16 protein-coding genes are annotated in these 19,575 nt (G+C 69.6%); 1 reads left to right on the forward strand and 15 read right to left on the reverse strand.

The genetic code is table 11. The features are described 5' to 3' along the window. Positions 1-167: 167 nt before the first annotated feature. From ABZ135_RS05350 to ABZ135_RS05360, 3 genes are read right to left on the reverse strand one after another with little or no spacing between them, the layout of a single operon-like run. A complete protein-coding gene (locus tag ABZ135_RS05350; protein ID WP_356691996.1) occupies positions 168-548 on the reverse strand; it encodes a DUF6113 family protein in 381 nt (126 codons plus the stop codon). Continuing rightward, the gene (gene mshB, locus ABZ135_RS05355; RefSeq protein WP_356691998.1) at positions 545-1,471 is read right to left on the reverse strand and encodes an N-acetyl-1-D-myo-inositol-2-amino-2-deoxy-alpha-D-glucopyranoside deacetylase; all 927 of its coding nucleotides are present in this window, start codon (positions 1,469-1,471) and stop codon (positions 545-547) included. The genes ABZ135_RS05350 and mshB overlap by 4 nt, the downstream gene beginning before the upstream one ends. A 41-nt stretch (positions 1,472-1,512) precedes the next feature. Beyond that, positions 1,513-1,707 carry a hypothetical protein gene (locus ABZ135_RS05360; RefSeq protein ID WP_345485825.1) on the reverse strand — a complete coding sequence of 65 codons (195 nt, stop codon included), beginning with the start codon at positions 1,705-1,707 and terminating at the stop codon, positions 1,513-1,515. Positions 1,708-1,874: 167 nt separating this feature from the next. Between ABZ135_RS05360 and ABZ135_RS05365 the strand changes: the two genes are divergently transcribed. Beyond that, a complete protein-coding gene (locus ABZ135_RS05365) occupies positions 1,875-4,058 on the forward strand; it encodes an alpha/beta fold hydrolase (protein ID WP_356692000.1) in 2,184 nt (727 codons plus the stop codon). Here the strand turns inward: ABZ135_RS05365 and ABZ135_RS05370 are convergent, their stop codons facing one another. The 12 genes from ABZ135_RS05370 to typA form a co-directional block, all read right to left on the reverse strand. Continuing rightward, entirely contained in the window at positions 4,059-5,009 is a 951-nt protein-coding gene (locus ABZ135_RS05370) for a hypothetical protein (protein WP_356692002.1), read from the reverse strand. 201 nt (positions 5,010-5,210) lie between these two features. Continuing rightward, positions 5,211-6,350 carry a dipeptide ABC transporter ATP-binding protein gene (locus ABZ135_RS05375; protein ID WP_356692004.1) on the reverse strand — a complete coding sequence of 380 codons (1,140 nt, stop codon included), beginning with the start codon at positions 6,348-6,350 and terminating at the stop codon, positions 5,211-5,213. Next, the gene (locus tag ABZ135_RS05380; protein WP_356692006.1) at positions 6,343-7,326 is read right to left on the reverse strand and encodes an ABC transporter ATP-binding protein; all 984 of its coding nucleotides are present in this window, start codon (positions 7,324-7,326) and stop codon (positions 6,343-6,345) included. Before ABZ135_RS05380 ends, ABZ135_RS05375 begins: the two co-directional genes overlap by 8 nt. A gap of 4 nt (positions 7,327-7,330) precedes the next feature. Then, the gene (locus tag ABZ135_RS05385) at positions 7,331-8,335 is read right to left on the reverse strand and encodes an ABC transporter permease (protein ID WP_356692008.1); all 1,005 of its coding nucleotides are present in this window, start codon (positions 8,333-8,335) and stop codon (positions 7,331-7,333) included. Next, complete coding sequence (locus ABZ135_RS05390; protein ID WP_356692010.1) at positions 8,328-9,251, reverse strand: ABC transporter permease; 924 nt, start codon at positions 9,249-9,251, stop codon at positions 8,328-8,330. Before ABZ135_RS05390 ends, ABZ135_RS05385 begins: the two co-directional genes overlap by 8 nt. Positions 9,252-9,356: 105 nt before the next feature. Then, complete coding sequence (locus tag ABZ135_RS05395) at positions 9,357-10,982, reverse strand: ABC transporter substrate-binding protein (RefSeq protein ID WP_356692012.1); 1,626 nt, start codon at positions 10,980-10,982, stop codon at positions 9,357-9,359. Positions 10,983-11,125: 143 nt separating this feature from the next. Next, the gene (locus ABZ135_RS05400; protein ID WP_356692014.1) at positions 11,126-12,232 is read right to left on the reverse strand and encodes a dipeptide ABC transporter ATP-binding protein; all 1,107 of its coding nucleotides are present in this window, start codon (positions 12,230-12,232) and stop codon (positions 11,126-11,128) included. Continuing rightward, positions 12,225-13,283, reverse strand: coding sequence for an ABC transporter ATP-binding protein (locus ABZ135_RS05405; RefSeq protein ID WP_356692016.1), 1,059 nt, complete (start codon positions 13,281-13,283; stop codon positions 12,225-12,227). The genes ABZ135_RS05400 and ABZ135_RS05405 overlap by 8 nt, the downstream gene beginning before the upstream one ends. 14 nt (positions 13,284-13,297) lie before the next feature. After that, the gene (locus tag ABZ135_RS05410; RefSeq protein WP_356692018.1) at positions 13,298-14,248 is read right to left on the reverse strand and encodes an ABC transporter permease; all 951 of its coding nucleotides are present in this window, start codon (positions 14,246-14,248) and stop codon (positions 13,298-13,300) included. Continuing rightward, positions 14,241-15,173, reverse strand: coding sequence for an ABC transporter permease (locus tag ABZ135_RS05415; RefSeq protein WP_345492102.1), 933 nt, complete (start codon positions 15,171-15,173; stop codon positions 14,241-14,243). Before ABZ135_RS05415 ends, ABZ135_RS05410 begins: the two co-directional genes overlap by 8 nt. Positions 15,174-15,344: 171 nt before the next feature. Then, complete coding sequence (locus ABZ135_RS05420; RefSeq protein ID WP_356692020.1) at positions 15,345-16,982, reverse strand: ABC transporter substrate-binding protein; 1,638 nt, start codon at positions 16,980-16,982, stop codon at positions 15,345-15,347. A 450-nt stretch (positions 16,983-17,432) separates the two neighbouring features. Next, the gene (gene typA, locus ABZ135_RS05425) at positions 17,433-19,334 is read right to left on the reverse strand and encodes a translational GTPase TypA (protein ID WP_345485838.1); all 1,902 of its coding nucleotides are present in this window, start codon (positions 19,332-19,334) and stop codon (positions 17,433-17,435) included. Positions 19,335-19,575 lie beyond the last annotated feature (241 nt).

Here is a 19,575-nt window from a genome sequence, read left to right on the forward strand (position 1 = left end):
TCTCCCGGTTGGCTCCGCCGCCCGCTCTTGCTGATGCTCGTGGTGATCCGGGCGGTCGGCGGCGCGCACCACCATACTGGCCGCCGCCGATCCGCACCCGACCCGGCGTGGATCCGCCAGGGGCATTCCGGCCGAAGTCAAGACAGTACGGAGTCAAGTCCCGCTGTTCACGGGGCCGGCCGGGGCAGCCGGATCATCGTGGCGCACATCACAGCGACGGCCATGCCGCCGAGGAGGTAGACCATCTCGCCGAGGCCGCCGCCGAAGAGGCCGTCGCCCTCGGGCCGTCCGAAGCTGAGCAGCACGATGGCGACGAGCCAGCCGCCGCCCGCCGCACCGACGCCGAGCTGGGTGGCGGTGGCGCGCAGGCCGCCGTAGAAGAGGCCGGCGGAGGCGAGCAGCGCGAGGAGCAACCCGGCGGGCGGCCAGGCGGCCTGGACCAGCGAGCCGGCGGCGCCGACGACGGCCCCGAGCACGAGGAGCACCCCGTACCAGACGTAGCGGACGGCGGGGGCGGGCAGCGGGTCGGCGTGCTGGTGGGCGGTCATTCGGCGACTCCGGCGAAGAGATCGGTCTCGCGTTCGCCCGTGGGTGCGCCGGGCGTGCCCTGGACGAGCTCGTAGTACTCGGTGGTGAAGAGGGGCTGGCCCAGGTTGTTGGAGAGGGCGAAGAAGGGGCCGTCGACGGCGACCTGGGTGACGTGGGCGCGCATGGCGGCGGCCTTGCGGGCCGCGTACGAGGGCCGGTCGCCCTCCGCGTCCGTATCGGCGGGTGCGTCCTCGCCGGCGATCTCGGCGGTGACGCGGGAGTCGTCGACGACCCCGGGGACGTCGCCGATCTCCGCGTCCGCGGGGAAGACCGAGCCCTCGGCGCGCAGCCGCGCGAAGCCGGCCTCGGCGACGGAGCGCGGCACGCGGTTCCAGTAGATCTTGGCGATGGTGTGGGCGGGGCCGAGGTCGGGCCGGTACGCGGGATCGGCGGCGAGCTCGGCGGCGCGCATGGCGACGCGGTGGGCCTGGATGTGGTCGGGGTGTCCGTAGCCGCCGTCGGGGTCGTAGGTGACGAGGACCTGGGGGCGGGTCTCGCGGATCACGGCGACGAGGTGGGGGGCGGCGGTGTCGACGTCGGTGTTCCAGAAGGCGCCTTCGCGGCGGTTCTGTTCGACGCCCATCATCCCGGAGTCGCGGAAGCGCCCGGGGCCGCCGAGGAAGCGGTGGTCGGTGACGCCCAGCTCCTCCATCGCGGCGGCCAGTTCGCCGACGCGGTGGTCGCCGAGCCGGTCCTCCCGGTCCGGCGCCAGGTGGGCGAGCTCGGGCGGGATGACCTCGCCCTCCTCGCCCAGGGTGCAGGTCACCAGCGTCACGAGGGCGCCCTCGGCCGCGTACCGGGCCATGGTGACGCCGTTGTTGATCGACTCGTCGTCCGGGTGCGCGTGCACGAGGAGCAGACGACGGGCGGGGAGATCCGTCATGGCCCCACCCTACGAGGCGGGGCCGCCGACGCTCGGCCAGGTCAGAACTTGAGGCCACCGATCATGCTCGCCACGTTGGTGGTCAGCGTGCTGATGGACGGGGCGATGGACGAGCTCGCCAGGTAGAACCCCAGGAGCGCGCAGACCGCCGCGTGTCCGGCCTTGAGTCCGGATTTCCGGATCAACAGGAAGACGACGATCGCCAGCAGCACAACCACCGAAATCGAGAGTGCCACGGCGGTTCACCTCCACATTTCGGTCGGACTTCTTCGGTCGGACGTTCGGTTGGCATGTGCCTGGTGGATGCCTACCCACCTAGCGCTACGGATCATAACTATCCGTGCCATCGCATCGATCGGTGTACGGGGGCATGAGGGGGCGCACGGACGCTAGTTTCGGTCACATGACTTCGCCACGAGACGAATCGGTGTCCTTCCCCCGCCAGTACGCGCGGACGCAGCGCTTCACGCTCGGCGCGCCGCGCGGATTCACGGTCTCGCCGGACGGCGGACGCGTGGTGTTCGTCCGGTCCGGATCGGGGCCCGCCGGTGCCGGGACCGACCGCTCGCACCGGCTCTGGGTGCTCGATCTCGAGACGGGGGCGGAGCGGCTCGCGGCCGATCCGGAGGTGCTGCTCGCCGGTGCCGTCGAGGAGTTGTCGGCCGAGGAGCGGGCGCGCCGGGAGCGGGCGCGGGAGGGCTCGGGCGGGATCGTGGGCTACGCGGTGGACGCCGCCGTGGAGTTGGCGGCGTTCGCGCTGTCCGGGCGGCTCTTCACGGCGGAGCTGCGGGCGGGCACGGCGCGCGAGCTGCCGGTGCCGGGGCCCGTGGTGGACCCGCGTCCGTCGCCGGACGGGCGGCTCGTCGCGTACGTGGCGGGCGGGGCGCTGCGGGTGACCGGGGCGGACGGCACGGGCGACCGGGTGCTGGCCGGGCCGGAAGCGGAAGCGGAGGGGGTCGGCTACGGGCTGGCGGAGTTCATCGCGTCGGAGGAGATGAACCGCGGCCGCGGCTTCTGGTGGAGCCCCGGATCGGACCGGCTCCTCGTCGCGCGGGTGGACGAACGGCCGGTGCGCCGCTGGTGGATCGCGGATCCGGCGCATCCGGACCGGGAGCCGCAGGCGGTCGCGTACCCGGCGGCGGGGACGGCCAACGCGGACGTGCGGCTCTTCGTGGTGGATCTGGCCGGAAACCGCACCGAGGTGGTGTGGGACCGGGACGCCTTCCCCTATCTGGCCCGGGTGCACTGGTCGGCCGACGGGCCCCCGCTGCTCCTCGTCCAGGCGCGCGACCAGCGCTCGCAGGCGTACCTCACGGTCGACCCGGACTCGGGGGCGACGCGGACGGTGCGCCGTGAGGAGGATCCGGTGTGGCTGGAACTCTTCACGGGCGTGCCGGCCTGGACGGCGGACGGGCGGCTGGTGCGGGTCGAGGACCAGCGGGGCGAGGGCGGCGCGCGGGTCCTCGCCGTCGGGGACCGGGTCCTGACGGACGCCCGGCTGCACGTGCGGGCGGTCCTGGACGTGGGGACGGAAGATGTCCTGATCTCGGCGTCGGCCGGTGAGACGGCCGAGGCCCGCGAGACCGGTGAGATCCATGTGTACCGGGTGCGCCTGGACGGCGACGGGCCGGGCGTGGAGCGGATCTCGGAGGGCGCCGGGGTGCACGGGGCGGTGCGCTCCGGCGCGGTGACGGTCCTGGTCTCCGCCCGGCCGGACGTGCCGGGGAGCGTCACGCGGGTGCTGCGCGACGGGAAGCGGGTCGCCGAGGTCGCCTCGTACGCGCGGACGCCCGGGCTCTCCGCCGGGGTGCGGCTCACGGAGGCGGGCGAGCGCCGGATCCCGTGCGCGGTGCTGCTGCCGTCGGGGTGGACGGAGGGGGACGGGCCGCTGCCGGTGCTGATGGACCCGTACGGCGGTCCGCACGGCCAGCGGGTGACCGCCGCGCACAATCCGCACCTGACCTCGCGGTGGTTCGCCGAGCAGGGCTTCGCGGTGATCGTCGCCGACGGGCGCGGCATGCCGGGCCGCTCGCCCGCCTGGGAGAAGTCGATCAGCCGTGACTTCGTCCGGTCCCTCGACGACCAGGTCGACGCGCTGCGGGCACTGGCCGACAGCTTTCCGCTGGACCTCGGGCGGGTGGCGATCCGGGGCTGGTCGTTCGGCGGCTATCTCGCCGCGCTCGCGGCGCTGCGCCGGCCCGATGTGTTCCACGCGGCCGTGGTGGGCGCCCCGGTGACGGACTGGCGGCTGTACGACACGCACTACACCGAGCGGTACCTGGGCCGTCCGGACGAGGAGCCGGAGGTCTACGCCGCCAACTCGCTGCTGACCGACGAGGGGCTGACCGAGCCGCGGCTGCCGGCCCGGCCGATGATGATCGTGCACGGTCTGGCCGACGACAACGTGGTGATGGCGCACACCCTGCGGCTGTCCTCCGCGCTGCTCGCCGCGGGCCGGCCGCACGAGGTGCTGCCGCTGTCGGGCGTCACGCACATGACCCCGCAGGAGCAGGTGGCGGAGAACCTGCTGCTGCTCCAGGTCGACTTCCTGCGCCGCTCGCTGGGTCTGGCGCGGCCCCCGGCCTGATCACCAGCCGGGCGGCGGCTGGGCGGGCGGGGCCGGGGGGCGGGCGGCGGCGGGGCGGTACGGGACGCGGCGCGGGTGGGCCGGCCGGGCGAGCAGGAGGAGGACGGCGAGGCCGGCGAGGAGCGAGAAGAGGGAGCCGAGGTCGTACGCCAGGGAGGAGAGGTCCTGCTCGGTGGCGTAGGTGTGCCGGTCCGGGCGCAGCGCGGCGGCGGTTCCGGTCGCTCCGACGCCCGCGAGCAGCAGCCCGGCGAGCAGTCCGAGGGGGCGGGTCGGGCGGGCGCGGGCGAAGGCGCTCGCGGCGGCGGCGAGGAGGAGCAGGACGAGGACGGTGTTCAGCCAGGCGGGCGGGACGGCGAGGGCGGGCAGCATGAGGGTGCGTCCGCCGGTGAAGCGGCTGACGGTGTGCTCGGGCGGGAGCAGCGTGGCCCAGCGGAGCTCCCAGCCGGCCCACAGGAGGGCGGCGAGCGCGCACAGGACTCCCGCGGCGACGGCCGGGCCGGTGCGGGGGCGTCCGGGCGCCTCCCGGCCGCCGGTGCCGGTCTCGGCGTCCGGGCCGTCGTCCTGGCGGCCCGCGGCGGCGGTGACGACGAGTCCGGCGGCGAGGGCGAGGCTGAGGAGGGTGACGAGGAGGACCTCGACGCTCGAGGCCCACAGCCCGGGAAGCCGTAACGCGAGGGTGGTGAGTCCCGTCACGGTGAACGCGGAGGCGGCGAGCGGGGAGCGCGCCGCGGCGACCGCGGTGGCGGCGTAGACGAGGACCAGCAGCGCGTCGACCAGGGAGGTCGCGGTGCTGTGACGGCTCTGGAAGCGGTGGTCGCCGGCCCAGTACCAGAGGAGTTCGGTGGTCGGACCGAAGGCGGCGAGGTCGCGCAGCAGCCAGACGACGATGACGAGGGCGAGCGCGGCGCACAGGGCGGCGCCGGTGAGACGTGCCGTTCGTGTCACAGTCACGGGGCCGATACTCACGGTCGCCCACGGCCGAGACAAGCGGTTCCGCATATGCGCGGTGCGGGTGCGTCAAGTCGGGTGCGGGGGGCGGCCGGCCGGGGCGGCATGGTGCGCTCCGGCCGGCCTACGGCACCCGCACGGCCGTACGCTGTTGAGCGTCCCGTTCTCGTATATCGGATCCAATTCGATGAAGTTGCCTGGGCGTTAAGGGATGTGGGATCCAGGATCCGATCCGCTCCCGGGCCCGTCCTTCGGCCCGCCCGGCCCGCCCGCCGGTGCGGGTCCCGGCGGCGCCTCTGGCGGCTCGCCCGGCCGCTCCTCCGGCGGCACCACCTGCTTCTCCTCCGCGAAGTGGCAGGCCGAGTCGTGCCGCGCCGGGGAGTCGGTGAGCCGGAAGACGGCCGGGACGGCGAGCAGCGGGACCTCCAGGGCGCACCGCTCCTGGGCCTTCCAGCAGCGGGTGCGGAAGCGGCAGCCGGAGGGGATGTTGGCCGGGGAGGGCACGTCGCCGGTCAGGATGATCCGCTCGCGGTGCTCGCGCGCCTCGGGGTCCGGCACCGGGACGGCGGACAGCAGCGCCTGGGTGTAGGGGTGGGTCGGGTGGTCGTAGATCTCGGCGTCGGTGCCGATCTCCACGATCCGGCCGAGGTACATGACGCCGACCCGGTCGGAGATGTGCCGGACGATCGACAGGTCGTGCGCGATGAAGACGTACGACAGGCTGAACTCGTTCTGGAGCCGTTCGAGCAGGTTCACCACCTGCGCCTGGACGGAGACGTCGAGGGCGGAGACCGGCTCGTCGGCGACGATGATCTCGGGCCGCAGCGCCAGCCCCCGGGCGATGCCGATCCGCTGGCGCTGGCCGCCGGAGAACTGGTGCGGATAGCGGTTGATGTACTCCGGGTTGAGGCCGACGACGTCGAGCAGCTCCTGCACCTTGCGGCGCCGGTCCCCCTTGGGCGCGACCTCGGGGTGGATCTCGTACGGCTCGCCGATGATGTCGCCGACCGTCATGCGCGGGTTCAGCGAGGTGTACGGGTCCTGGAAGACCATCTGGATGTTGCGGCGCACGGCCTTGAGCGCCCGGGGGGACAGTTTGGTGAGGTCCTCGCCCTTGTACGAGATGGAGCCCGCGGTCGGCTTCTCCAGGTTGACCAGCATCTTCGCCACGGTCGACTTGCCGCAGCCGGACTCGCCCACGATGCCGAGGGTCTCGCCCGCGGCCAGGTCGAAGTCGACGCCGTCGACCGCCTTGACCGCGCCCACCTGCTTCTTGAAGAGGACGCCCTGGGTCAGCGGATAGTGCTTGACCAGGTCGCGGACCTGGAGAATCGCCTCAGCCATGGAGGCACTCCTTCCAGAAGTGGCAGGCGCTGGAGCGCGGCACGGGCGATTCGGTGACGTCGTACAGCGGCGGCACGTCGGTGCGGCACACGTCCTGGGCGAGCGGGCAGCGCGGGTTGAAGGCGCAGCCGGGCGGGATGTTCAGCAGGTTGGGCGGCAGGCCCTTGATCGCGTAGAGCTCGTGGCCCTTCTGGTCCAGGCGCGGGATCGAGTCCAGCAGGCCCCGGGTGTAGGGGTGAGCGGGTGCCTTGTAGATCTCGTGGACGGGGGCGTGCTCGACGATCCGGCCGGCGTACATCACGGCGATCTTGTCGGCGACGTCGGCGACCACGCCGAGGTCGTGGGTGATCAGGATCAGGCCCATGTTGAGTTCGCGCTGGAGCTCGGCGAGCAGTTCCATGACCTGGGCCTGGACGGTGACGTCGAGGGCGGTGGTGGGCTCGTCCGCGATGATCAGGTCGGGTTCGAGGGCGAGGGCCATCGCGATCATGATGCGCTGGCGCATGCCGCCGGAGAACTGGTGCGGATACTGCCCGACCCGCTCCTTGGCGGCGGGGATGCGGACCCGGTCCATCAGTTCGACGGCCTTGGCCCGGGCGTCCTTGCGGGACATCCCGCGGTGCACCTCGAACATCTCGCCGAGCTGGTCGCCGACGCTGATGACGGGGTTGAGCGAGGACAGCGCGTCCTGGAAGATCATCGCCATCCTGGCGCCGCGGATCTTCCGCCGCTCCTCCTCCTTGAGGGTCAGCAGGTCCTGGCCCTGGAAGCGGATCTCGCCGCCGGTGATCCGCCCCGGGGGCATGTCGAGGATGCCCATGACGGCCTGGGCGGTGACGGACTTGCCGGAGCCGGACTCGCCGAGCACGGCGAGGGTCTCCCCCGCGTCCACGGAGTAGGTGACGCCGTTGACCGCCTTGGCCACCCCGTCGCGGGTGTGGAACTCCACGTGCAGGTCGCGGACTTCGAGCAGCATGGCCCTACCTCAGCTTGGGGTCGAGGGCGTCGCGCACCGCGTCGCCGAGCATGATGAAGGCGAGCACCGTGACGGCGAGCGCGCCGGCCGGCCACAGCAGCATGTGCGGGGCGTTGCGGATGTACTGCGAGGCCGAGGAGATGTCGATGCCCCAGGAGACCGTCGGCGGCTTCAGGCCGACGCCGAGGTACGACAGGGTGGCCTCCAGGGCGATGTAGGTGCCGAGCGCGATGGTGGCGACGACGATCACGGGGGCGATCGCGTTGGGGGTGATGTGGCGCAGCAGCATCCGGGAGTTGGAGGCGCCGAGCGCGCGGGCCGCCTGGACGTAGTCGTTCTGTTTGGCGGTGATGACGGCGCCGCGGGCGATGCGGGAGATCTGCGGCCAGCCGAGCAGCACCATGAAGCCGATGACGGGCCAGACGGTGGAGCTGGTCACCACCGACAGCAGCACCAGGCCGCCGAGGACGACGGGGATGGCGAAGAAGACGTCGGTGACGCGGGAGAGGAAGCCGTCCCAGGCGCCGCCGAAGAAGCCGGCGAGTCCGCCGAGCACGCTGCCGAGGACCGCGACGCCGAGGGTGGCGCAGACGCCGACGGTGACGGAGGTGCGGGCGCCGTAGACGGTGCGGGTGTAGACGTCGCAGCCCTGGCCGTTGAAGCCGAAGGGGTGGCCGGGCTGGGAGCCCTCCTGGGCCTTGGACAGGTCGCAGTCGAGCGGGTCGCCGGAGGCGATCAGCGAGGGCCAGAGGGAGATGACGACCAGGAAGAGGATGACGAGGGCGGAGACGATGAAGACCGGGTTGCGGCGCAGGTCGTGCCAGGCGTCGGACCACAGCGAGCGCGGCTTCTTGTCGGCGCCGGTGCCCTGCGGGCCGCCGGAGGCGGCTGATGGACGCTGTTCGAGGGTCTCCCCCTCGTCCATGGCGAGGTCCACGGCCCCGCCCGCTCCGGTCGCGGCGATGGCGGCCCCCTCCTCGTGGTACGGGTCGTGCGGCTGCTCAGGCATAGCGAATCCTCGGGTCGAGTACGGCGTACAGGAGGTCGACCAGCAGGTTGGCCAGGAGGAACACCAGGACGAGGACGGTCACGAAGCCGACGACGGTCTGGGTGTTCTGGCGGACGATGCCCTGGTAGAGCTGGTAGCCCACGCCGTGGATGTTGAAGATCCGTTCGGTGACGATGGCGCCGCCCATGAGCGCGCCGACGTCGGCGCCGATGAAGGTCACCACGGGGATGAGGCTGTTGCGCAGCAGGTGGCGGGTGATGACCCGGCGGCGGGGCAGTCCCTTGGCGACGGCGGTGCGGACGTAGTCGGCGCGCTTGTTCTCGGCGATGGAGGTCCGGGTGAGCCGGGTGACGTACGCGAGGGAGACCGAGGCGAGGACGAGGCCGGGGACGATGAGCTCGCCGAAGGCGGCCTCCGGCGACACGGCGGGTTTGATCCAGCCCCACTTCACGCCGAGGAGGAGCTGGATGAGCAGACCGGTGACGAAGGTGGGGACGGAGAGGACGACCAGGGTCAGCAGCAGGACCGTGGTGTCGACGGGGCGGCCGCGGCGCAGGCCGGTGACGACACCGAGGGTGATGCCGATGACGATCTCGAAGAGGATCGCGACGATGGTGAGCCGGATGGTGACCGGGAAGGCGTTGCCCATGAGCTCGGTGACGGGCTGGCCGTTGAAGGCGGTGCCGAAGTCCCCGGTGAAGACGTTGCCCATATAGGTCAGGTATTGCTGCCAGACCGGCTTGTCGAGGCCGAACTCCTTCTTGAGCTGGGCGGCGGTCGCCGGGTCGCACTGGCGGTCGCCGCACAGCCCGGCGATGGGGTCGCCCATCACGTTCACCATCAGGAAGATCAGCAGGGTGGCGCCGAAGAAGACCGGGATCATCTGCAGCAGCCGCCGGATCACGTAACGACCCACGGAAACCTCCAAAGAGGGCGAGGAAGGCGTACGGCCCGGCGCGGGGGTCCGCGGGGCCGGGCCGTACGCCGCCGACCTGTCAGGCCCGCTCGGCCCGCCGGGGCGTCACTTGACCTTGATCTGGTCGTAGACCGGGACGCTGAAGGGGTTCAGGGACACGTTCTCGACGCGCTCGGAGTAGCCGGCGCTGCCGTTCTGGTACCAGAGCGGGATGGCTCCCATGTCGTCGCGGAGGACTTCCTCGGCGCGCTGGAAGAGCTCGACGGCCTTCTTGGTGTCGGTCTCGGCGTTGGCGTCGTCGATGAGCTTGTCGAACTCGGGGCTGGAGTACTTGCCGTCGTTCGACGAGGCGTTGGTGTAGTAGAGCGGCTGGAGGAAGTTCTGGATGAGCGGGTAGTCCATCTGCCAGCCGGCCCGGAACGGCCCGTTCAGCTTCTGGGTGGTGACCTGGTTGCGGTAGTCGGCGAAGGTGCCGACCGGGCTGCCGACGCAGGCGTTGTTGTTGCCGAGGGCGCGGTTGATGGAGTTGCAGACGGCGTCCACCCACTCCTTGTGGGAGCCGGTGTCGGCGTTGTACGAGATCCTCAGCGTGCCGCCGGGGATGCCGCCGGCCTCGGCGACGAGCTTCTTGGCCTCGGTGGGGTTGTACTCGCAGGCTTCGCCGCAGAGTTCCTTGTAGCCGCCGTCGGCGCCGAGGACCGGGGAGGTCCAGTCCTTGGCGGGGGTGCGGGTCTTCTGGAAGATCGTGTCGGTGATCTGCTTGCGGTCGATGGCCATCGACAGGCCCTTGCGCAGCTTCTCCTGGCCGGGCTTGTTGAACTCCGGCTTGTAGAAGGGCCAGGCGAGGGTCTGGATGATGCCGGCGGGGGTGTTGATGTACCGGTCGCCGAGGTCGGCGGAGACGTTCTTGAGCTGGGAGGCGGGGACGTCGTCGACGAGGTCGAGGTTGCCGGCCGTCAGGTCGGTGTAGGCGGTGTTGTTGTCGGTGTAGACCTTGAGGGTGATGCCGCCGTTCTGGGCCTTGTCGGTGCCGGGGTAGGCGTCCCACCTCCTGAGGACCATCTGCGAGCCCTTGGAGTAGGAGTCGACGGTGTACGGGCCGTTGCCGATGGGCTTGGACAGCCAGCCGGCGTGGTCGTCGTAGAAGGCCCGGGGCAGCGGGGCGAAGGCCGCGTAGCCGAGGGTGTCGGGGAAGGTGGAGAACTTCTGCGTCAGCTTGACGGTGAAGGTCCGGTCGTCGACGACCCTGAGGCCGGACATGGTGTCGGCGGTCGGCTGCCCCTTGTCGGGGTGGACCTTGTCGTAGCCCTCGATGTAGCCGAAGAAGTAGGCGTTCTTCTGGTTGTTCTTCAGATGCGCGCCGTAGTTCCAGGCGTCGACGAAGGACTTCGCGGTGACCTTCTCGCCGTTGGAGAAGGTCCAGCCGTCCTTGAGGGTGATGCGGAAGTTCGTCGAGTCGGTCGTCTCGATCCTCTCGGCGAGCATGTCCTTGGCCTCGCCGGTCTTCGGGTCGTACTGCTTGAGCCCGCGGAAGATCATGGACAGCACCTTGCCGCCCTGCACCTCGTTGGTGTTCGCCGGTTCCAACGGGTTCTGCGGGTCGCCCCACGAGGAGGACACGACGCCGTCCGCGCCCCCGCCGCCGCTGTCGCCGCCCCCGCCGCAGGCGGTCGCCGCGAGGGCGACGGCGGTGGCCAGAGCGGCCCACTTGGCGTGCGTGGCTCCGCGCATGGAGTGCCTCCCGATGTCCTCAGTCTGACTTAGGGCCCAATATCACCCGATATGGAGGGGAGTGCACTTTTACGGCGTCCGGATGAACGCAAGGGCCCCCGGCACCCTCACGGGGTGCCGGGGGCCCTGACGGACCGGCCGGATCAGACGGCGAGAACCGCCTTCTCCTCGGCGAAGTGGCACGCGGACTCGTGCGCGGCCGGGGTGTCCTGGCCGACGAAGCGCTCCGGGACCGCGAGCAGCGGGACCTCGGTGGCGCACTTGTCCTGCGCCTTCCAGCAGCGGGTGCGGAAGCGGCAGCCCGACGGCGGGTTGGCCGGCGAGGGCACGTCACCGGTGAGGATGATCCGCTCGCGGTGCGCGCGGGCCTCCGGGTCCGGCACCGGCACCGCGGAGAGCAGCGCCTGCGTGTACGGGTGGGTCGGGTGGTCGTAGATCTGGGTGTCCGTGCCGATCTCGGCCATCTTGCCCAGGTACATCACGCCCACGCGGTCCGAGATGTGCCGGACGATCGACAGGTCGTGCGCGATGAAGATGTAGGAGAGGTTGAACTCGTCCTGGAGCTTCTCCATCAGGTTGATGACCTGGGCCTGGACGGACACGTCCAGGGCCGAGACCGGCTCGTCGCAGATGATGATCTCCGGGTTGAGCGCGAGGCCGCGGGCGATGCCGATGCGCTGGCGCTGACCGCCGGAGAACTGGTGCGGGTAGCGGTTGATGTACTCGGGGTTCAGACCGACGACGTCGAGCAGCTCCTGCACCTTGCGGCGCCGGTCGCCCTTCGGGGCCACCTCGGGGTGGATGTCGAAGGGCTCGCCGATGATGTCGCCGACCGTCATGCGCGGGTTCAGCGAGGTGTACGGGTCCTGGAACACCATCTGGATGTTGCGGCGCACGGCCTTCAGCGCGCGGCCGGACAGCCGGGTGATGTCCTGGCCCTTGTAGAAGACCTCGCCCGCGGTGGCCTTCTCCAGGTTCATCAGGAGCTTGGCGACGGTGGACTTGCCGCAGCCGGACTCGCCCACGATGCCGAGGGTCTCGCCCTGGTAGAGGTCGAAGGAGACCCCGTCCACGGCCTTGACCGCGCCGACGTTCTTCTTGAACAGGATGCCCTGGGTGAGCGGGAAGTGCTTCTTCAGGTTGCGGACCTGGAGAATCGGCTCACCGCGCTCGACCGGAGCCTCGATGGCGGCTACGGCCTCCGCCTCGGACACGCCCCCGGCCTCGTTCGTCTTGCTCAGCTCAGCCATGGATCGTCTCCTTCCAGAAGTGGCAGGCGCTCTTGCGGCCCGGCAGCTCGGCCCCGTCCTGCTCGGTGACCGGCGCGAGCGCCGGGATCTCCGTACGGCAGAGGTCGGTCGCCTTGGGGCAGCGCGGGTTGAAGGCGCAGCCGGTGGGCACGCGGAGCAGGTTGGGCGGCAGGCCCTTGATCGCGTAGAGCTCCTGGCCCTTCTGGTCCAGGCGCGGGATCGAGTCCAGCAGACCGCGGGTGTACGGGTGGGCCGGGCGCTTGTACAGCTCGTGCACCGGTGCCTGCTCCACGATGCGGCCGGCGTACATGACCGCGATCTTGTCCGCGACGTCGGCGACGACGCCGAGGTCGTGGGTGATCAGGATCAGGCCCATGTTGTATTCCTGCTGGAGCTCCGCGAGGAGGTCCATGACCTGGGCCTGGACGGTCACGTCGAGCGCCGTGGTGGGCTCGTCCGCGATGATCAGGTCCGGCTCCAGGGCGAGCGCCATGGCGATCATGATGCGCTGGCGCATACCGCCGGAGAACTGGTGCGGGTAGTCGGAGACCCGGGCCTTGGCGGCGGGGATCTTCACCCGGTCCATCAGGTCGATGGCCTTGGCCTTGGCGTCCTTCTTGGACAGGCCGTGGTGCACCCGGAACATCTCGCCGAGCTGGTAGCCGACGCTGAGGACCGGGTTGAGGGAGGACAGCGCGTCCTGGAAGATCATCGCGATCTTCCGGCCGCGGATCTGCCGGCGCTCCTCGTAGGACATCTTCAGCATGTCCTGGCCGCGGAACAGGATCTCGCCCTGCGGGATCTTGCCGGGCGGCATGTCGAGGATGCCCATGATGGCCTGGGCGGTGACGGACTTGCCGGAGCCGGACTCGCCGAGGACGGCGAGGGTCTCGCCGGCGTCGACCGAGTAGTTGACGCCGTTCACGGCCTTGGCGACACCGTCGCGGGTGTGGAACTCGACGTGCAGGTCGCGCACTTCGAGGAGCGGACCGGTGTGGTCGTCGCCCTCGCGGGGCGCGGGGACGGTCGCGGTCTTGTCAAGGATGCTCATCTTTTACGCCCTCCTCAGCGCATCTTGGGGTCGAGGGCGTTGCGGACCGCTTCGCCGAGCATGATGAACGCCAGGATGGTGACGCTCAGCATGATCGAGGGCCACAGCAGGATGTGCGGAGCGACGCGGATCTGGTCGACGGCGGTGGAGACGTCGACGCCCCAGGAGACCGTCGGCGCCGCGAGACCGAGACCCAGGTAGGACAGGGTCGCCTCGGCCGAGATGTAGCCGCCGAGCGCGATGGTCGCGACGACGATCACCGGCGCCATGGCGTTCGGCAGGATGTGCTTGAACAGGATCCGGCCGGTGCCGGCGCCGAGTGCCTTGGCGGCGTGCACGTAGTCGGCCTGCTTGACGGTGATCACGGCACCGCGCATGACGCGGGCCATCTGCGTCCAGCCGAGGAAGGCCAGTGCGCCGACGACGACCCAGACGGTGCGCTCGGTGAAGGACTGCAGGACGACCATGGCGCCGAGCAGGAACGGGATGCCGAAGAAGATGTCGGTGACCCGGGAGAGGATCGCGTCCATGACGCCGCCGAAGTAGCCGGCGAGCATGCCCATGAGACCGCCGACGACGGTGACGATGGCGGTGACGCAGATGCCGACGATGATCGAGGCACGGGTGCCGTGGATCATGCGTGCGTACACCGAGCGGCCCTGGCCGTCGTAGCCGAGCCAGTCGACCTGGCCGATGTGCGCGAGCTCCGGCTTGCCCAGGTAGTGGTTCACCAGGTCACCGACGGTCGGCGAGGCGCTGGTGAACAGGCTCGGGAACGCCGCGATCGTGAGGAGGAAAAGGATCAGCACGGCCGAGACGAGGAAGTACGGGTTGCGACGCAGGTCGTGCCACGCGTCGCCCCACAGGGAGCGGGGCTTCTCCTGCTTCGGCGCGGCGGCCTCGACGACGGAGGGGGCGTCGACGGCTTCTTCTGCCACGGCGGCGGTCTTGGTCACGTCAGGCATAACGGATCCTCGGGTCCAGGACCGCGTACAGCAGGTCGATGAGAAGGCTGGTGACGAGGTAGACGATCACCAGGATGGTGACGAGACCGACCAGGGTCGAGCCCTCGCGGCGGGAGATCGACTCGGCGATCAGACCACCGACGCCCTTGATGTTGAAGATCTTCTCCGTCACGACCGCGCCACCCATGAGGGCGCCGATGTCGGTGCCGAGGAAGGTGACGACGGGGATCATCGAGTTGCGCATCAGGTGGACGCCGATGATGCGGCGCTTCGGCAGGCCCTTGGCGACGGCCGTGCGCATGTAGTCGGCGCGCAGGTTCTCCGCCATGGACGTACGGGTCAGTCGGGCCACGTACGCGAGGGACAGACCGCCGAGGACCACCGCCGGGGCGATCATCTCGGACCAGAGCTGCTCGTTGCTGACGTTCGGGGCGATCCAGCCCAGGTTGTCGGCGAAGACCATCTTGATGAAGAAGCCGAGCACGAAGACCGGGATCGAGATGATCAGCAGGGTGAAGATGAGGATCGCGTTGTCGGCGAGCTTGCCGGCCTTCAGGCCGCCGATGATGCCGAGACCGATGCCGAAGATGAGCTCGAACGCGAAGGCCAGGGTGGCGAGCTGGAGCGTCACGGGGAACGCCTCGCCGAGCACCTCGGTGACCGGGCGGTCGTTGCGGATCTGGGTGCCGAAGTCGAAATGAAGGATGATGCCCTTCATGTAGTTCCAGTACTGCTCGTACAGCGGCAGGTCCAGACCGAGCTTGTGTCTGATGGCCTCGATGGTCGCCGGGCTCGCGCCCTTGTCGCCGAACAGACCCGCCACGGGGTCGCCGGGCAGGCTGTAGACCATGAGGAAGATCAGCAGGGTTGTCCCGAAGAACACCGGGATCATCTGGAGCAGTCGTCGTGCGACATAGCGCCCCATCATGCCTCCGTTGAGATGTGACGGCCGCAGCCGACGGGCCCTCCCCCGACGGCGTGCCCAGGTGCGGGCATGCCGATGTCGTGGAAGGGCCCCCCAGCCACTGCGTAAGGCGCCGAGACGGGGCTGACGATCCGTCAGCCCCGCGACGGCGAGCGGACTACGCTTGGGTGATTACTTCTTGACCTCGACGCCGGTCAGGATCGGGTCACCGTCCTGGCCGTACGCCACGCCGGAGACCTTCTCCGAGTAGCCCGCGTTGACCTTGTAGTACCAGAGCGGGATCGACGGCATGTAGTTGACCAGGTCCTTCTCGATGGCCTGGTACGCCTTGACCGACTCGTCGAGCGTCTTGGCCGAGTCGGCGGCCGCGATCTTGGCGTCCAGCTCCTTGTTGGAGAAGTCGCCCTGGTTGCCGCCCGCACCCGTACGGAACAGGTCCGAGATGAAGTTGGCGTTCACCGGGTAGTCGAGCACCCAGCCGGAGCGGTACAGGGACTTGACCTGCTTCGTCTTACGAGCGGTCAGGTCGGCCTGGAAGTCCGGCTTGCCGTCGCCGACGCACTGGACGCCGGTGGACTGCTGGATGGAGTTGCAGACGGCCTCCACCCACTCCTTGTGGCCGCCGTCGGCGTTGTACTGGATGGAGATCTTGTTGCCGGGGACGCCGCCGCCGGCCTTGATGAGCTCCTTGGCCTTGGCCGGGTCGAACTTGGTGATCTCGACCGCGTTCGGCTGGTAGCCGAGAACGCCCTTGGCGACCCAGCCGGTGGCGGGCTCACGCGTGCCGTTCAGCACCGTCTTGGTGATGGTGGCGCGGTCGATGCCCATGGACAGACCCTGGATGACGCGCGGGTCGATCTGCTTCGGCTTCTTCCACTGGTCCGCGTAGAAGGCGACGGCGACGGTCTGGATCGCGGAGTACGCCTGGTCCACGGCGCGGTCGCCGAGGTCCTGACGGTAGACCGGGAGGTCCTTCGGGGCGATCTGACGCAGGACGTCGACGTTGCCCGACTTCAGGTCCTCGTACGCGGCCTCGAGGGTGGTGTAGTTCTTGAAGACCACACCGCCGTTCTTCGCCTTGTTCGGGCCCTTGTAGCCGTCGTAACGGACGATCTCGATCTTCTTCTTGTGGTCCCAGGACTTGAACTTGTAGGGACCGTTGCCGACCGGCTTCTGGCCCGCGGCGACCGGGTCCTTGAAGAAGGACTCCGGGAGCGGGGCGAAGACGATGTAGGCGAGCTTGTGCGCGAAGTACGGGACCGCGGTGTTGAGCTCGATCGTGAAGGTGTTGTCGTCGACGATCTTCAGACCCTCGAGCTTGTCGGAGGTCGGCTTGGCGCCCTCCGCCTCGGGGTGCACCTTGTCGAAGCCCTTGACGTCCGCGAACCAGGACGCGAGGCCCTGCGCGTTCTTGACGTTGGCGTTCCAGTTCCACGCGTCCACGAAGGACTTGGACGTCACCGGGGTGCCGTCGTGGAAGGTCCAGCCCGGCTTGAGCTTGACCGTCCAGGTCTTCGAGTCGGTGGTGGTGACCGACTCGGCGTTGATCATCTCCAGCGAGCCGTCGGCCTTGTAGTCGACCAGGGTCGAGAACAGACCGGCCATGACCGCGGAGCCGTTCGACTCCATCGTGTCACCGGTGAGCAGGGGCTTCTCAGGCTCGCCCAGCTCGACGGAGAAGATTCCGTTCGGGTCGACGGCGCCGGCGCCAGCCTTGCCCTCGTCGCTCTTACCCCCGCCACAGGCGGTCGCTGCCAGGGCGACGACGATCGCGCCCGCTACCCACTTGGCGCTCTTGGCACCGCGCATGGGTTCCTCCTCATGAGTCCACTTGTCACTACAAGAAGGGCACTCCGAGTCTGCCGACACCCCTGACGGCGTTGCACTCAAGTGCCCTGAGTGTGCTCGTGAGTCGGCACTCCCCACAGTGCGTGACCCATTGACCCGAGCTCAATGGAGCCAACTATTAAGTACGTCCGGGCCGTAAACCACACTTAAGCGGTCTCGTTTTGACAACATCGCCAGGGGCGGGAAGACCGAAATCCGGACAAAGCGAGCAGAGACAGACACCGACGAAACGGACCGTTAACACACGTTCCGGAGAGCGACGACCGATATCCGGACGCTTGGCCGGGAAAAAATGGTTGACGCAAGTTGACGAATCGTTGAAAAGGGTCCGGCCCCCCGCACGGTGTGCGGGGGGCCGGACCCTTGAACGTGAGCTTCCGCTCACCCGACCTCGGCGGTCGCGGCGCAGGCTCAGCCGTTCTTCGCGCGGGAGGCGGCGCGGGCGCGCTCGCGGGCGTCCAGGTTCACCTTGCGGATACGCACGGCCTCCGGGGTGACCTCGACGCACTCGTCGTCGCGGCAGAACTCCAGGGACTGCTCCAGGGAGAGCTTGCGCGGCGGGACGATCGCCTCGAAGGAGTCGGCCGACGAGGAACGCATGTTCGTCAGCTTCTTCTCCTTGGTGATGTTCACGTCCATGTCGTCGGAGCGCGAGTTCTCGCCGACGATCATGCCCTCGTACACCTCGGTGCCCGGCTCCACGAAGAGGACGCCGCGCTCCTGGAGGTTGGTCATCGCGAAGGCGGTGACCGCACCGGCGCGGTCGGCGACCAGCGAACCGTTGTTACGGGTCTGCAGCGGGCCGAACCACGGCTCGTGGCCCTCGTGGATGGAGTGGGCGATGCCGGTGCCGCGGGTCTGGGTCAGGAACTCCGTACGGAAGCCGATGAGGCCACGGGACGGAACGACGAACTCCATGCGGACCCAGCCGGAGCCGTGGTTCGACATGTTGTCCATGCGGCCCTTGCGGACGCCCATGAGCTGGGTGACGGCGCCCATGTGCTCCTCGGGCACGTCGATCGTCATGCGCTCGACGGGCTCGTGGACCTTGCCGTCGACCTCCTTGGTGACGACCTGCGGCTTGCCGATGGTCAGCTCGAAGCCCTCGCGGCGCATCTGCTCGACCAGGATGGCCAGCGCCAGCTCGCCGCGGCCCTGGACCTCCCAGGCGTCGGGGCGCTCGGTCTCCAGGACGCGGAGCGAGACGTTACCGATCAGCTCGCGGTCCAGACGGTCCTTCACCTGACGGGCCGTGACCTTGCGGTCCTTGACCGCCGCCTTGGCGTCGGCGCCCTTGCCGGTGCCGCCGCGGCCGACCAGCGGGGAGGTGTTCGTACCGATCACCATGGAGATGGCCGGCTCGTCGACGGTGATGAGCGGCAGCGCGACCGGGTTCTCCGGGTCGGCCAGGGTCTCGCCGATCATGATGTCGGGGATGCCGGCGACGGCGCAGATGTCACCGGGGCCGGCCACCTCGGCCGGCTTGCGGGTGAGCGCCTCGGTCATCATCAGCTCGGTGATGCGGACGTTCTGGATCGAGCCGTCACGCTTGATCCACGCGACCGTCTGGCCCTTGCGCAGCTCGCCCTGCTCGACGCGGAGCAGCGCGATGCGGCCGAGGAAGTTGTCGGCGTCGAGGTTGGTGACGTGGGCCTGGAGCGGCGCGTCCTCCTCGTACGTCGGGGCGGGGACGTGCTCCAGGATCGTGGAGAAGAACGGCTCCAGGTTGGTGGAGTCCGCCGGGACGGTGCCGTCCTCCGGCTTGGTCAGCGAGGCGATGCCGTCGCGGCCGCAGGCGTAGACGATCGGGAACTCGATCTGGTCCTCGTCGGCGTCCAGGTCCAGGAACAGGTCGTAGGTCTCGTTGACGACCTCGTCGATCCGGGAGTCGGGGCGGTCCGTCTTGTTGATGCAGAGGATGACGGGCATGCGGGCCTGGAGGGCCTTGCGCAGCACGAAGCGGGTCTGCGGCAGGGGACCCTCGGAGGCGTCCACCAGGAGGACGACGGCGTCGACCATCGACAGACCACGCTCGACCTCGCCACCGAAGTCGGCGTGGCCGGGGGTGTCGATGATGTTGATCGTGATCGGGGCCCCGCCGTCCTTGGGGTGGTACTTCACCGCCGTGTTCTTGGCGAGGATCGTGATGCCCTTCTCACGCTCCAGGTCGTTCGAGTCCATCATGCGGTCGTCGAGCTGCTGGTGGGCGGCGAAGGCACCCGCCTGCTTGAGCATGGCGTCGACGATGGTCGTCTTGCCGTGGTCGACGTGGGCGACGATGGCTACGTTACGGATGTCGTGGCGCGTGGGCATGGGTGGCTTGCGCTTCTCTCGGATCGTGGGAATCGGCGTCAGTTCCTCTTACGCCCGCCGGGCGGACGCGCCACGGCTATGTCCTATGGTACGGGGCTGCCGTGCAAGGGGCTTCCCCGGAGGGATCCGAGAGGGTCTACTGGGAGGTTTCGGGGTGTGGGGAAGATCATGCGGGCTCATGCGGCCGGGTCAAGGGGCCATCGTGATCCTGCCCGCCGGCGGGACCGGCGGGCAAGGAAAT

Origin of the sequence: Streptomyces sp. NPDC006339 (assembly GCF_040612775.1) — a bacterium.
GTDB lineage: Bacteria > Actinomycetota > Actinomycetes > Streptomycetales > Streptomycetaceae > Streptomyces.

Bases quoted from the DNA above. Each gene is read 5' to 3' on its own strand.
- ABZ135_RS05395 (WP_356692012.1), bottom strand. From the start codon at position 10,982: ATGCGCGGAGCCACGCACGCCAAGTGGGCCGCTCTGGCCACCGCCGTC.
- ABZ135_RS05405 (WP_356692016.1), bottom strand. From the start codon at position 13,283: ATGAGCATCCTTGACAAGACCGCGACCGTCCCCGCGCCCCGCGAGGGC.
- ABZ135_RS05420 (WP_356692020.1), bottom strand. From the start codon at position 16,982: ATGCGCGGTGCCAAGAGCGCCAAGTGGGTAGCGGGCGCGATCGTCGTC.
- ABZ135_RS05365 (WP_356692000.1), top strand. From the start codon at position 1,875: ATGACTTCGCCACGAGACGAATCGGTGTCCTTCCCCCGCCAGTACGCG.
- ABZ135_RS05350 (WP_356691996.1), bottom strand. From the start codon at position 548: ATGACCGCCCACCAGCACGCCGACCCGCTGCCCGCCCCCGCCGTCCGC.
- mshB (WP_356691998.1), bottom strand. From the start codon at position 1,471: ATGACGGATCTCCCCGCCCGTCGTCTGCTCCTCGTGCACGCGCACCCG.
- ABZ135_RS05410 (WP_356692018.1), bottom strand. From the start codon at position 14,248: ATGCCTGACGTGACCAAGACCGCCGCCGTGGCAGAAGAAGCCGTCGAC.
- ABZ135_RS05385 (WP_356692008.1), bottom strand. From the start codon at position 8,335: ATGCCTGAGCAGCCGCACGACCCGTACCACGAGGAGGGGGCCGCCATC.
- typA (WP_345485838.1), bottom strand. From the start codon at position 19,334: ATGCCCACGCGCCACGACATCCGTAACGTAGCCATCGTCGCCCACGTC.
- ABZ135_RS05415 (WP_345492102.1), bottom strand. From the start codon at position 15,173: ATGGGGCGCTATGTCGCACGACGACTGCTCCAGATGATCCCGGTGTTC.
- ABZ135_RS05400 (WP_356692014.1), bottom strand. From the start codon at position 12,232: ATGGCTGAGCTGAGCAAGACGAACGAGGCCGGGGGCGTGTCCGAGGCG.
- ABZ135_RS05375 (WP_356692004.1), bottom strand. From the start codon at position 6,350: ATGGCTGAGGCGATTCTCCAGGTCCGCGACCTGGTCAAGCACTATCCG.
- ABZ135_RS05380 (WP_356692006.1), bottom strand. From the start codon at position 7,326: ATGCTGCTCGAAGTCCGCGACCTGCACGTGGAGTTCCACACCCGCGAC.